This is a genomic window from Mycobacterium sp. BK086, from assembly GCA_004362315.1.
In the GTDB taxonomy this organism is placed as follows: Bacteria; Actinomycetota; Actinomycetes; order Mycobacteriales; family Mycobacteriaceae; genus Mycobacterium.
This window is the reverse complement of sequence record SNWL01000010.1, coordinates 203,338-215,644: the sequence shown is the minus strand read 5'-3', so window position 1 is coordinate 215,644 and position 12,307 is coordinate 203,338. Positions and strand designations below refer to the sequence as shown.

Genomic DNA, 12,307 nt, shown 5'->3' with positions numbered 1-12,307 from the left:
GACAGGATCGGCCCTTCGCGAAGCTCTTCGTCGCCTGTGCGTATGGCGGTAGACCCAGCTGTCAGCAGGCCGGGCAATCAAACGTGCCACTAGGGCGGTGCTGCCAGTACTGGCGCGACTGCCTCCGTACTGGCACGCCAGCTTGCTTCAGTATTTTGAGGACCGTCGTACGCGCGATAGCAAACCTCTCGGCCACGTCCTGAGTCGCGTGTCCGGCCTCATAAGCTGCAACAACCTCGGCTCGCAACCGTGCAGTGATGCGCCGCCGTCGTGGTGGCGGGGACGCTAGCGACGCGAGTGTTCAACATCAGAGACGCCACCCTGCAGGCAAGGCAACAACTTGTTCGGATTGAACTGACTAAGGGCCGTCATCGCCTCGTTCGGCAGGGGAGCTCACACACTTGCCGTTTCGAAAACGTCAGGGGAGATCGGATCTATGCAATTGTCTAGTCGTAAGTCAATGGTGACGCATATTGCAATTGCGAACAAAATATGGGTGCAGTCACAACATTGCGCTTAGCAACGGCATCACGTCCACCGCTAGCTGATGCGTGGGATCTGGCAACCGCTGCGATCAATCGAGTCTGACCTAGATCCTCAGCGGTCCGCAGGTGCATGCCTTCGGTCGATGCGTCGAGCTGCTGACCTGCTATGGAACAACCCCATTGGCATGCTTGAACGTCGGGGATGGTGATGCCGAGTAAGGGGCCGGGATGGCGCCGTCCTCGCAGGGGCGCAGTTGTATAGAGGTTGTCCGGCAGCAACCTGCCTGATAGCGTAACGACCTAAATTAGGCAAACCTGCTCTTCAGGGCATGCACAGCAGATTTCCATTGAAACATCAATGACCAGGTTTAACGTGGTTGCTGGACTTGGAGGCTCGTCAAGGAGGTGTTAACATTATGTCAATGCATAGCGCGACTAATGAACCCCTAAATTGCCAGGTCATTGATGCCCTCTACGAGGAAGGGCCGCTGCTGGATCTTGATCCGGAGCTGCTGGCGAGCGTACTTGCATTCTTCGCTGAGCATCAATGCGATAACGTTGGGGGTGCGCTCCTCTTCAGCGAGCGTGGAAGCGTGGAAGACACCCACGGGATGTGGCGCAAGAACTTATTATCGCGTCGTCGTGATACATTTAAGGGGCCCGCGATTATTGGTGGTCGATACTACCCGAACGGCATTGGGATATGGACCTCCGGCGATCTGGGACCGATTAGGTAGACTGGTATGAATAGCGTATTGCCACTATTGCAGCGCCTCGTCAGTTTCGATTCTGTTTTCGGTCATGAACAGGCAATCGGCAAGTGGCTGGCAGATTACCTCCGCCGCGAGGGGTTTGACGTTGGTCGCGAGCGCGTGGGCGATGGTCGGTTCAACTTGCTGGCTCGTCGCGGCGAAGGGACTGCTCCGCTCCTGTGCTACGGCCACATAGACACCGTTCCCGTCTACGAAGGATGGGATACGGACCCATTCAGCCTCACGCCGGACGGCGACAAACTTTTTGGATTAGGCGCCTGCGACATGAAGGGTGGGATTGCCGCTCTTCTTGATTCCGTCGAGCGCCTACCGCGATCGATTCCGATTAAGCTGCTATTGGCGGTAGACGAAGAGAACGCATCGGCAGGAGCTTGGCGGGTTGCCACCCAACGTACAGACTGGCTTCAAGGTGTGGAACACATACTTTCCGTAGAGCCAGGAGCATCGGCAGATCGGATCGGTGGGGCCGACGTACTAACTCTGGGCCGGCGCGGGCGCGCTCGATTCAAGATCTCGGTGAAGGGCTTCTCGGCTCATGGCGGCCACGTGGATAAGGGCGTCAATGCAATCGACATTGCATCGCGAATTGCGCGGGAGATAGCGGATGCTAAGCCGGCATTCCACGAACGGCTGAAGGAGGGAAGTCAATATGTGGCGAGCATCAGCGCGTCTGCAGAGGGGCTCTCAATTCCGGAGCGATGCGAACTTGAAATCGAACGCCATCTTGTGATTCCTGAGACCGTTGACACGTGCCTCAATGAACTCAATCAGATTTGCGATGACGTCGTCAAATCTCTCCGGATTCCTCTTAGTCTGCGACGTCACGTGGTTGCGTCCGCATCGCTAGTGCCACGTCAGAATAAGTACATGGAACCTTACGAGATCGATGAGAATGACTCACTCGTGGAATCAGCGACCTCCGCAATCCAGACTGTGTTGCAGATACCCAAACCGTATATCAATTATGGGCGGTCAGTCGGCGATGAAAATGTGTTTGCGAACGAGCTAGGAATTCCCGCGTTGGTTTTGGGGCCTGAGGGTGGCAATATTCACTCGCCCAACGAGTGGGTGTCCGCTGAATCGCTAGGACAAGCGGTATCGGTTTATGATTCTCTATTTGAGAAGTACTTTCGTCAGCTCAGTTCGCTGGCGTAAGGCAACTCACCAAGGTCGTAATAGGATAGCGCGAAGTCATTGAAGTCGCGTTCTTCGACACCATCGAACACTTTGAAGTTTTGGGCGAGGATGCCGAAGCTCGGATTATGATGCATTTCGTAGTGGTGTGCTTCTTCTGATACAAAGCGTCGGCTGTTTCGTCGAGCTGCATAGACTACGCCCTTCGACGCCAAATTGCTCTCACCGTAAATCGCGTGGACATGCTCGGTAGACGTTTGTTTAATAAATTGCACTAATTCCCATGTCAGAGCCTGATACAATCCGTTTCCGCGAAGCCGTTGGACTGTGGCTCCTTCAGTGATTTCATAAAGGTTTAAAGTGCCAATGCCATTGATTTGAATTCGCCCGTTTTCCGCAACAGCTGTTGAGGCTACGTTGCCCTGCTGATCAGTTATATAGGCAATAGTGTTGTTATGGTCTGACAGCAGATTGTGCACGCCCTCAGGGCTGAAACCAAAAGTCTCGAATATTTCGTAGAGGGGCGGCGCGGCGGATGTGCGTTCGCCATCCGGGGTTGATGGCGGTATCAGATGGAGTCGATACCCTCTTTCCTTGAGCCCTGACCGTGGATGTTTTTCGGGATCCTGGGGCGCGCGTGTAGCGGAAATCAGCTGGTGATGGCGGTCAAATGTCTCATCGTCCACAGCGCGGTCGGGTGATATCCAGGCTGCGTAGACGATGCCATAGTTCGGCAGGCCATGTAGTGGCAAGACCCCTTCGCATCTGATGTCGTGATCGTGTAAAGCCATGACGGCGTCGCGGTTGCCAACGAATCGGATCGTCACTCGGGTGACGCCGGTCCGCGTTGCATCCTCGATCTGCTCTGAGAACTGTTCTGCGAAGCCGGCGACTCCTTGAGCATTTTCGATAGCAGTGGGGAAGAACCCGCGGATTCTGTTGTTGGACGCGGCCTCAGGTGGCCAGCATGCCCCGATCGAACTAGTCGTCGATGCGCCCTGCGAATTTGGCGGATCCCTGTCCATCCTTTTGCCCCTATCGCTGATCGTGGTTCGTTGCCGACAGAATGTATCCGTTTGTCCACTCGATATCGCGTATATCGAGGTGTACGAAGGTGCGAGCCGACATTACTGTGCCAATCCGCCCTCGTAGTTCTTTGAGGCTCGCTCCCCTCGTTGAGTCGGGAAAAGGATCACATCCTTGATCGAAGGTGAGTCGGTCAAGAGCATGGTCAGGCGATCGATCCCGATACCGACCCCGGCAGTCGGTGGTAGACCGTATTTCAACGCTCGTATGAAATCGTGGTCCATCTTCATTGCCTCATCGTCGAACTCAATGGCGGATTCCTGCTCGCGGAACCGCTCGAGTTGCTCGGCCGATTGGTTGAGTTCGGTGTAGCCGTTGCAGAGTTCTCTTCCACATACAACAACTTCGAAGCGCTCACTGTACCCTTCCGCGGCTCGATGCCTGCGGGCCAACGGTGAGGCTTCGGTAGGATACTCTGTTATGAAAATAGGACCCTGGAGCTTGTGCTCAACTAATTTCTCGTAGAGTGCTAGAAGGATGCGGCCAGGACCGTAATCGTTGTAGAAGTCGACGTCGTGTTTCTGGCACTGTTCTTTCAGGCGATCGACCGGACTGGAAACAGAGACTTTGACGCCCAATGCATCGCTCACCACGTCCTCTAGGCTGATTCTTTGCCAAGGGGGCGAGAGGTCGATTACTTGACCCTGGTAGCTGATGACGCTCGTCCCATGGAGATGAATCGCAATATATTGGACTAAGTGTTCGACCATATCCATTTGATCTGTATAGTCCCAATATGCCGCGTACGCTTCCATCATCGAGAACTCTGGGTTGTGACGCGTCGACATGCCTTCGTTTCTAAAGACTCGCCCTATCTCAAATACGCGCTCGAGCCCACCAACTACCAGACGCTTTAAATATAATTCGGGTGCGATGCGGAGGTAGAGATCAATGTCAAGCGTATTGTGATGGGTCACAAACGGCCGGGCATGAGCGCCCCCGTGAATTGGCTGGAGTATAGGGGTTTCAACCTCAATGAATTCGCGTTTATGTAGAAAGTCGCGGATCAGCGCAACGATCTTGCTTCGCTGAATGAACCGATTTCGCGCTTCGGGGGTCGAGGCTAGATGTAGGTACCGCTGGCGCGCCAGAGTATCAGCGTTGATTATTCCCTTGTGTTTATCGGGAAATGCGATCTCAGTAGCGGCGAGCTTCACCCAGTCTGACAAAAAGACGCTTGGTTCGCCACGCCGCGTACGACCGCAGGACCCTTTAACACCAATCCAGTCGCCGATAGTCAACTTCTGAAATTCGTCGGCATCGGGCGTCGTGCCAGTATCCACTACCAGCTGTACCGATCCGTGCATGTCGTTGAGATCGCAGAAAATTAGACCGCCTTGATCGCGTATCGCCAAAAGGCGGCCAGCGGTTGCTATTTCACGATTGTCGCCATCATCTATTAGCTTCAGAATCGAGTCAACGCCGTGAGTCTTGTTGTACGAGTACTGTCGCTCTGGATTGCCGCGATCTTTGTAGGCTTGCATAATGGGTAACAATCTCTTCGTCTTAACAGGGCATTGGCCAGGATTGAACATGCCATCCCGATGAAGGTCAATCTAGGGCTGTGTGGAGCCGCAGAGAAGCTTGTGGATTCTAGCAAGGAGGATGCTAGTCCGACGGTCAGTGTTTTAAAGACTTGGCCGCGGGTCCGCTAATTCATAATAAGACTTATGTCCGTTACCCCATAGAGTCACGCGGTGCGCCAGGTTGGCGATCTGAGTGTCGTCGAAGTTAGCGCTGTCTGCTCCCGGTCATCGTGAGGGCTGATGAACTGGTCAATATAGCATGTTATCGATAGGTCGGCTAGCTTTTTCTCGCAGGCTGCAGATGGAATCTGAGCCGCGAGAAGATCGCGAGTCCCCGCACCATCGCTGCGCGGGCCAGGGTACCGCTCGACCGCGTCGCGGAGTGGGATATTCAGCGCGTGGATGAGACGACTCATGGCGACGGGGATCGTGCTCAGCGCCTTCGTGAGTTGACAATTGCGCGGCCGGGCGCCAAGTACTTCGCTCTCACGCTGCGCGCAAACCGACGGGGACAGCCTGTATGGCACGCGCAGACCCGCTTTGTCGGTTGGTCGGATCGAAACCCGCGCTGGGAGATGCGACAAGCCAGCCTCGTAGATGCGGTCAAAATGACGCAATTGTGGAATTCCATCAATCAGACATGGCTTGTCGTGCACGACGATCACGCATTTGCCCTCTTCGTTAGACGAGGCGGAAACGCACTGGTGGAACGGAAGTTCGCTGAGAAGCGTATGCCTGGCGTGATTAGCCCGATAGAGAGTGTGCATGACGGTGGAGTAGAGGTCGGCGGCTTCGGATTCCTTGCGACGGGACACATGGCCGATCAAGCAATCGACCGTCGTACTCCCAACCGAACGCTCCGCATGCGGGTGCTAAAGCGCGATAATTACCGATGCGTGATCTGTGGCCGTCGGCCAGGTGATCACATCGACCTCGAGCTGCACGTGCACCATCTCATCCCCTGGCGCATTGACGGCCCGACGGCAGAGGAGAACCTCGTCACCCTATGTGGAACATGTCACAAGGGACTTGTGCCGGACTATGAACCGATGTTGCGCGAACTCGCGGGATTACCAGGGCCGGCAAGACCGATCGACGACGGAAACGCGGAGTTTGACGAGGACGTCGCCCGGTACCGGGAATGGGTCGCTAGACAGATTGCAGAGCGCCAGGTAACAACCGACGTTGGTCAGTGAGGGGTCTGCTGCACGAATAGGTGACATCTGAGTTGGATTGCCCAGCGTGGGCGGGCTGGAAGGATGTCGTTGTGCCCAGGCCCTACCCTCGTGAGTTCCGCGACGATGTCGTACGTGTGGCTCGCAACCGCGATGACGGCGTGACGATCGAGCAGATCGCCACCGATTTCGGTATGCACCCGATGACGCTGCACAAGTGGATGCGCCAAGCCGATATCGACGAGGGCACCAAACCGGGAAGGAGCACCGGTGAGTCGGCGGAGCTGGTCGAGTTGCGTCGCCGAAACCGGTTGTTGGAGCAGGAGAACGAGGTCCTGCGGCGGGCCGCGGCGTATCTGTCGCAGGCCAATCTGCCGGGAAAAGGATCTACCCGCTCGTGAAGGAGCTCGCTGCCGACGGGATCCCCGTCGCGGTGACGTGCCGGGTACTCAAGCTCGCCCGCCAGCCCTACTACCGGTGGCAGGCCAATCCCATCACCGACGCTGAGTACATCGAGGCCTACCGCGCCAACGCCCTGTTCGACGCCCATCGCGACGATCCGGAGTTCGGCCACCGCTACCTGGTCGAGGAGGCCCGCGATGCCGGCGAGCCGATGGCCGAATGCACCGCCTGGCGGATCTGCTCGCAGAACCAGCTGTGGAGCGTATTCGGCAAGAAACGCGGCAAGAACGGCAAGGTCGGTCCGCCAGTCCACGACGATCTCGTGGAACGCGACTTCACCGCCGATGCACCAAATCAGTTGTGGCTGGCTGACATTACCGAGCACCAGACCGGTGAAGGCAAGCTCTACGTCTGTGCGATCAAGGACGTGTTCTCCAACCGCATCGTCGGCTACAGCATCGATTCGCGGATGAAGTCACGGCTGGCGACCAGCGCACTGAGCAACGCGATCGGCCGCCGCGGTCAGGTCGCCGGCTGCGTGGTTCACACCGACAGAGGGTCGCAATTTCGAAGCCGGAAATTCGTCCGTGCCCTCAACCGTCGCGGGATGGTCGGCTCCATGGGCCGCGTCGGTGCGGCCGGGCGATAACGCCGCCATGGAGAGCTTCTTCAGTCTGCTGCAGAAGAACGTGCTCAACCGCCGCTGACACCGCCGCTGGAACACCCGCGAAGAACTACGGATCGCGATCGTCACCTGGATCGAACGCACCTACCACCGCCGCCGCCAGGCCGGCCTCGGCCGGTTGACCCCGATCGAATTCGAAGCAATCATGACCCCACCGGCCCGCGTGACCGAAACTGTCACCCATTCGTGCAGCAGACCCGTTGTCGGTGCCTGTTGCTAGCGTGCGGCGAGTGGAGTCAGTTCGACCCCACAGAAGGAGAGGTCTGAGATGGCTAACAACCCGAATAGTCGACACGTAGTGCCGAATCCCAAAGGCGGGTGGGATATCAAGGCGCCGGGTGCCGAGCGGTCCAGTAAGCACACCGATACGCAAGCGGAGGCGATTGGCCGGGCTCGTGAAATCGTGAAGAACAGCGGTGGTGGCGAGGTCACGATTCACGGCCGCGACGGCAAAATACGTGATTCTGACACTGTTGCCCCGGGCAACGACCCGAACCCGCCGCGGGATACGCGCTAGGCGCCGGCCGCAGATCAAGTCCTGTGACCGTCAGCGGGCTTACAGTGCCTACGACCTATCTCGCCTGGCCGTTGCGCGTGCTGCAACCTAGTCGAGCAGATTGTGGTGACCTCGCCACTCGCACAAGGCTTACCGTCGTCAGCCGACGATGCCCACGACGTTTAGGCGCTCGTTGCTCGCAAGGGCGAGGTCTCGTTCGAGGCCAACTGGGTTGACCAGAAGCCTGCCGGGATCGTGAACGAAACAAACCAGCGTCGTCGCTCCTCGATTGGCCGCTGGGTCGCTGTAGCGTGTGACGTCCTCCGCCAGTTCGCTGCCGACTCCTCTATCAACCAGCGTCGGACGTGTCTTCTTAACTTCGACGACGATGCCTGCATCAGGCAATAGCTGGCACCTCTCGCCCGAGATCACCAAGCCACCCGCGTATTTCTGCGCCTTCCAGAAGACGCTCATTGGAAGCGTCTTAGCTGAAATCGGCGCCGCTCGAGAATCCGGAGATTGGGACATGTTCGTCGCGAACTGGGAACGGCATCGAGTCGGTTAAGACGAACGCTCCAGGCGCCACCGTCGTCGATCTGTCCGACTGACGCGGTAGCCGTCGCCGTCCCGAACGGCGCCAAGCTGGAAACTGGCTCGTTGGCGGTTGGCTCTTTCGACTGGCTGATCGCGAAATGTCCCCAGGCTTGTAGGGGCATAGTTAGTGGGTTGCGTCGTACCCCTCATCGAGCATTGATGACGAAACGGCCACTCTGCGTATCGATCTCGCGGTGCCAGAAGCTGTACGTCTTCGACCAGTGCAGCTAGCAGCTTGTTGTAGCTGGCCCGGATCTCGCCCATGCTGCCTTCCTCGATCTCGTCACCTTCCTGATGGGTAAACAGTCGCTCCCATTCCGGGTGCCACTCCTGTCCGGCGGCTTCGCGTCGTCGGATGAATCCGCTTCGATGGAGCCTGTCACCAAACAGTCGGCGACGCCGGTGGTCTGGCCGGATGTTATTGGATTTGGCAGAGTTTCGCAGCAGCTGGGAATTGCGTCCACACCGCTGTTCGTGTTGTGGACTGGCGCGTCTACGATCTCGCCGTGCGTCGGAGTGCACGCGCTCGTTCGTGCTGCGTCACGCTGGAGTTATTGAGCACCTTTGTGATGATGACTGCGAAGAAACGAGCAGGGCTGATCTCAGCGGGCACTAGATCGTGGCGAAGGCGCAAATGTGGCAACTCGCCAAGCTCCGCATTGATGCCGCCCTGGACTTCTTCGTCAACGTCTTCGACTTCGACATCATCTGGCTCCATAACAGCGCCGCTGTCGTCATTTTCAGACTCTTCTGGTGTCTCGCCCTCATACTCGGGGATGACTAGGGCGCACGCGTCGTACGCACCGTCTTCTCGACTGAGCTTGCTCAACAGGTCAACTATCCAGTCGAATATTCTGGGTTCTTCGGTGTAACACGTTGAGCGCAAGCCAAAGACAAATCCCAGCGCGGATAGAGGGTGTCGTAGTGCGAGGTTTTTCGCGTCGCCGTAGGACTCCTCGACTCGGTTCGCGGCATTCTTGCCGAAAGACGAGTCCATTCTCTTGCCTGATATGAGGATTTCGGGACCCGTCTGCCAGTGCGACATGATGACGTCGACTTGCTTGAGGTAGTTCTTACCTGCAATGTTCGCAGACGCCGCTGTAACCCCTTTCACACCAGTGCTTTTGCGTAACCGATCCCAAAGCTCGTCCTTGATCTTCTTTGGCATCCTCTCGACGAAGAGAATGACGTCCCGATCGACAACCCGTGGAGGGCTTGCGCGCGGCCATACTGCGTCCGGGTCAAGTCCTGCCCGTCGCAGTTCGTAGGCAACCCAGACATCGAACGCCAGTGCTGGCACACCAGATTGGGTGGTAGCCGCGAGGTGCAGTGGCACAGCAAGAAGCGTCTCCAGCGTGTCAAAATCAGGCTCGTACGCCGTGCCGTCGCTGGCCCATGGGTTCACATCCTTGCGCTCTGCCCGATCAACGATTGCGTCGAATAGGGGCCATGCCCGCGCTTTGGCGGAGGGTTTACTCGGCATTGCGGGCCGACCGTCCTCGCGCTAGTCGCCGCGCTGTGAGGGTGGCGTGGTCGCTGCGGATGCTGTGGAGTTCGTCGGTCGTAAGCGCACACCCAGTATCGATGCTCGCACGGGCGTCGCTATTGGCTACCAGTAGCGCATCGTCCACGAGGGCAACGGCGTCGAGAAGTCGTCCTGCACTTAACTGCTTGGCGACAAGAGGTCGGATGTGGCGGAGTGCGCCAGCCTGACGCTGAACATGTTCGGGTGATGGCATGGGAAGCAGGTCGGCCTCCCGCGGTTCGATTTTTAGCATTCCGCCGCCATAGGCGCGACCGACCGTCTCTGCTCCGAGCAGGGTTACAGAGTTTAGTGAGGCAATAGGCAACAGACTCATCCCGACGGCGCGGAGGTTGTCGCGGAGGTAGATGCCGTGCACCGAATTTAGATGATGCGTCCGCGCGCCGTTGCTGGCGATGCGGGGGGTATCGGCATTCATGTATGTCAGGAAGAGGTCAGCGGGCCGAAGATACGGCACGCGCCACCAAGGCGAACGCACGCGGCATTTGTACGCTCGATGAACGTCGAGAGTCTCGCCCGACTTGATGTAGCGCCAGGCGGCTTTCGACGGTTCACCTGATGGACGGAACAGATAAGTAGCCTGGCCGTCGTTGTTGCCGAGGTCTATCCATTCCTTCTTCGTAAGCGTGAGCCTTCGTAGGTGCCGAGATCCCGGTGGAGACAAGGGAATAACGTCGGATTCTCCAAGGCCAAGCTCAGCGACCTTGTTCGGGGACAATGTAAAGAAGCGGTTGTCTCCGGTGACCATTCCGAGCGTGGTGTCACCCCAACGCTCCAAAGGAACGAATGTATCTGACCTGAGGGCCGCGTCGTAGGCACTCGACCCATCAGCAGACAACAGCCCGCCGGTCCACTTCGCGGTCTTATGCGGCGGCGTCCAGCGTCGCCATGCTGCCAGATTGGTTAGGCCAGCCGCGTCCCGAAGCGGCCATAGTGTCATGTGATCGGTGAATACGTCCCCGTCGGGTCGGTAATCGTCCGCAAGCAGTAACACAACCTCTTCTAAGACGCCGGGAAAGATCCGTTGATCGAATATGACAAGTCTGACTTCCGAGAAGTGTTCCAACAAAAACTGACGTACCGGAGAGGCGTAATTCACCGTCAGCAGTTCCGCTGGCAGCACCAAAGCCAACCGCCCACCGGTCTTTAAGTGCAGAGCGGCGTGGACTGTAAACGCCGCCCAGGACGAAGCGAGGTTGGTCAGCGGCACGCCTGCACGAAGGGCGGCCTCTCTTGCGCGGGAACGTGACTCGCCAACGAAGTCTTGGTATCGGATATACGGTGGATTTCCTACGACAGCGTCGTACTTGCCAAACTCGGAGTGCAAGAAGAAATCACCCGAATGAATCCGCGCCTTCACACCTTCGGCGCGAAGCGACTTCTCTGCCTTGCGAGCCGACGCCGCGTGAAGTTCAACCCCCACCAGTTGGCCAGTGTGGCTCCGGCGCTGTCCAATCTGGTGCAGGAATACTGCCTCGCCACACGACGGCTCAAGCACTGCACTCGTTGGGTGCTGCACGGCCCAATCGACTAGAAATCGGGCGACGGGAGTTGGCGTGAAAAATGCACCACGAGCCTTCCGTTGTGAGGCGGTGTCCCCAGGCAGCATGGCCAACATCCTGCCTGAGGGAGCCGACAGGATTGTGCAAACCCGCCGACCCGTTGGACGCAATCGGATGCAGACTTGCGCCTACGGGCATCTGCCGAGTGCTGTCCGATGTACAAGCGGCGGGCTTGGCTCCCTTGTCATGGATGGGGCGCGGGATATGGCGTCGCTTCGCCAAGTGAGTGACGTGGCAGTTGCCGATGAACGCTGCCTGAAGCGCGAACGCGCCGACCGGGTTCATCCGCATGCTTCGATTTGGGCCGTACCCTGCTCGCCATGTCGTGGAAATCGCTGATGCCCCGGCCCTGGTTTGTCGCCATATTTTTCGTTGGAGCTTTCCCCTGGGGGATGTTGGCCGTTTGGACGCCGCCGTTCGGTCTCAATTGGGGCTTGATGGGAGCGGTCGCGGTTGTCGGCTTGGTTGCGGTGATTGGCGCGGTATACGTGGGCCCAAAGGCTGGCAACTCAGCGGCGCGGACAGCGTTCGAGGTGATTGCATTCATATCGTTCACCGAGGGCGCATTTGCGTGCTGGTATGCCACGCTCTCCGCCCAATCCAGCGAGGCGTTTGCGCCTCCGCTGTCGAAAGTCGATGCGGTGTATTTCACCATCAGCACCGCCACGACAACCGGCATGGGTGACATCCACCCGGTCAGCGCTGCGGCGCGGATGGTGGTGACCGTGCAGATGGTCTTGAGCCTATTCCTGATCGCAGCCGCTTTGGGTGTTGCGCTCCAGCGGTTTCTGTCTGCCTCGGACAAGTGATCCGGCCCGCCGCGTCTATTTTGAGGCCTTTCGGAAG

Annotated in this window: 12 protein-coding genes and 1 pseudogene; 7 read left to right on the top strand and 6 right to left on the bottom strand. The window is 58.0% G+C overall.

The features are described from left to right. Positions 1–61 precede the first annotated feature (61 nt). Positions 62–247 (bottom strand): helix-turn-helix domain-containing protein, encoded by a 186-nt coding sequence (locus EV580_RS34575; protein WP_166654996.1) that lies wholly within the window; start codon positions 245–247, stop codon positions 62–64. A gap of 660 nt (positions 248–907) precedes the next feature. Here EV580_RS34575 and EV580_RS32825 point away from each other — a divergent pair. Together EV580_RS32825 and EV580_RS32820 are read left to right on the top strand one after the other, a co-directional pair. Beyond that, positions 908–1,222 (top strand): hypothetical protein, encoded by a 315-nt coding sequence (locus EV580_RS32825; RefSeq protein ID WP_133697038.1) that lies wholly within the window; start codon positions 908–910, stop codon positions 1,220–1,222. A 6-nt stretch (positions 1,223–1,228) separates the two neighbouring features. After that, positions 1,229–2,413, top strand: a complete 1,185-nt coding sequence (locus tag EV580_RS32820) for a M20 family metallopeptidase (RefSeq protein WP_133697036.1) — start codon at positions 1,229–1,231, stop codon at positions 2,411–2,413. Here the strand turns inward: EV580_RS32820 and EV580_RS32815 are convergent. Both EV580_RS32815 and lysS read right to left on the bottom strand, forming a co-directional pair. Next, positions 2,392–3,417, bottom strand: coding sequence for a hypothetical protein (locus EV580_RS32815; RefSeq protein ID WP_133697034.1), 1,026 nt, complete (start codon positions 3,415–3,417; stop codon positions 2,392–2,394). The genes EV580_RS32820 and EV580_RS32815 overlap by 22 nt on opposite strands. A gap of 102 nt (positions 3,418–3,519) precedes the next feature. Continuing rightward, complete coding sequence (lysS, locus tag EV580_RS32810; protein WP_166654995.1) at positions 3,520–4,962, bottom strand: lysine--tRNA ligase; 1,443 nt, start codon at positions 4,960–4,962, stop codon at positions 3,520–3,522. Positions 4,963–5,402: 440 nt separating this feature from the next. Here lysS and EV580_RS34420 point away from each other — a divergent pair, with 440 nt between their 5' ends. The 3 genes and pseudogenes from EV580_RS34420 to EV580_RS32795 all read left to right on the top strand — a co-directional run bounded on the left by EV580_RS34420 (position 5,403) and on the right by EV580_RS32795 (position 7,783). Then, on the top strand, positions 5,403–6,200 hold the full coding sequence (locus EV580_RS34420; RefSeq protein ID WP_286171976.1) for an HNH endonuclease: 798 nt from the start codon (positions 5,403–5,405) through the stop codon (positions 6,198–6,200). A 71-nt stretch (positions 6,201–6,271) separates the two neighbouring features. Next, positions 6,272–7,486: pseudogene (locus EV580_RS32800) on the top strand (IS3 family transposase). Positions 7,487–7,534: 48 nt separating this feature from the next. Then, on the top strand, positions 7,535–7,783 hold the full coding sequence (locus EV580_RS32795) for a DUF2188 domain-containing protein (protein ID WP_133697030.1): 249 nt from the start codon (positions 7,535–7,537) through the stop codon (positions 7,781–7,783). Positions 7,784–7,921: 138 nt separating this feature from the next. On the opposite strand, the gene EV580_RS32790 is transcribed toward EV580_RS32795, so the two are convergent. After that, complete coding sequence (locus tag EV580_RS32790) at positions 7,922–8,236, bottom strand: PD-(D/E)XK nuclease domain-containing protein (protein WP_133697029.1); 315 nt, start codon at positions 8,234–8,236, stop codon at positions 7,922–7,924. Positions 8,237–8,250: 14 nt separating this feature from the next. Between EV580_RS32790 and EV580_RS34570 the strand changes: the two genes are divergently transcribed. Then, the gene (locus tag EV580_RS34570; protein ID WP_133697181.1) at positions 8,251–8,370 is read left to right on the top strand and encodes a DUF1508 domain-containing protein; all 120 of its coding nucleotides are present in this window, start codon (positions 8,251–8,253) and stop codon (positions 8,368–8,370) included. Positions 8,371–8,849: 479 nt separating this feature from the next. Here the strand turns inward: EV580_RS34570 and EV580_RS32780 are convergent, their stop codons facing one another. Continuing rightward, positions 8,850–9,839, bottom strand: a complete 990-nt coding sequence (locus EV580_RS32780) for a hypothetical protein (RefSeq protein ID WP_133697027.1) — start codon at positions 9,837–9,839, stop codon at positions 8,850–8,852. After that, positions 9,829–11,508, bottom strand: coding sequence for an HsdM family class I SAM-dependent methyltransferase (locus tag EV580_RS32775; RefSeq protein ID WP_133697025.1), 1,680 nt, complete (start codon positions 11,506–11,508; stop codon positions 9,829–9,831). The genes EV580_RS32780 and EV580_RS32775 overlap by 11 nt, the downstream gene beginning before the upstream one ends. Before the next feature lie 273 nt (positions 11,509–11,781). On the opposite strand from EV580_RS32775, the gene EV580_RS32770 reads away from it, so the two are divergent. Continuing rightward, entirely contained in the window at positions 11,782–12,270 is a 489-nt protein-coding gene (locus tag EV580_RS32770) for an ion channel (protein WP_133697024.1), read from the top strand. The last annotated feature ends 37 nt before the right edge of the window (positions 12,271–12,307 follow it).

What these genes read in the sequence shown, in the direction of transcription:
- EV580_RS32825 (WP_133697038.1), top strand. Translation starts at nt 908, where the DNA reads ATGCATAGCGCGACTAATGAACCCCTAAATTGCCAGGTCATTGATGCC.
- EV580_RS32820 (WP_133697036.1), top strand. Translation starts at nt 1,229, where the DNA reads ATGAATAGCGTATTGCCACTATTGCAGCGCCTCGTCAGTTTCGATTCT.
- EV580_RS32815 (WP_133697034.1), bottom strand. Translation starts at nt 3,417, where the DNA reads ATGGACAGGGATCCGCCAAATTCGCAGGGCGCATCGACGACTAGTTCG.
- lysS (WP_166654995.1), bottom strand. Translation starts at nt 4,962, where the DNA reads ATGCAAGCCTACAAAGATCGCGGCAATCCAGAGCGACAGTACTCGTAC.
- EV580_RS32795 (WP_133697030.1), top strand. Translation starts at nt 7,535, where the DNA reads ATGGCTAACAACCCGAATAGTCGACACGTAGTGCCGAATCCCAAAGGC.
- EV580_RS32790 (WP_133697029.1), bottom strand. Translation starts at nt 8,236, where the DNA reads ATGAGCGTCTTCTGGAAGGCGCAGAAATACGCGGGTGGCTTGGTGATC.
- EV580_RS32780 (WP_133697027.1), bottom strand. Translation starts at nt 9,839, where the DNA reads ATGCCGAGTAAACCCTCCGCCAAAGCGCGGGCATGGCCCCTATTCGAC.
- EV580_RS32775 (WP_133697025.1), bottom strand. Translation starts at nt 11,508, where the DNA reads ATGCTGCCTGGGGACACCGCCTCACAACGGAAGGCTCGTGGTGCATTT.
- EV580_RS32770 (WP_133697024.1), top strand. Translation starts at nt 11,782, where the DNA reads ATGTCGTGGAAATCGCTGATGCCCCGGCCCTGGTTTGTCGCCATATTT.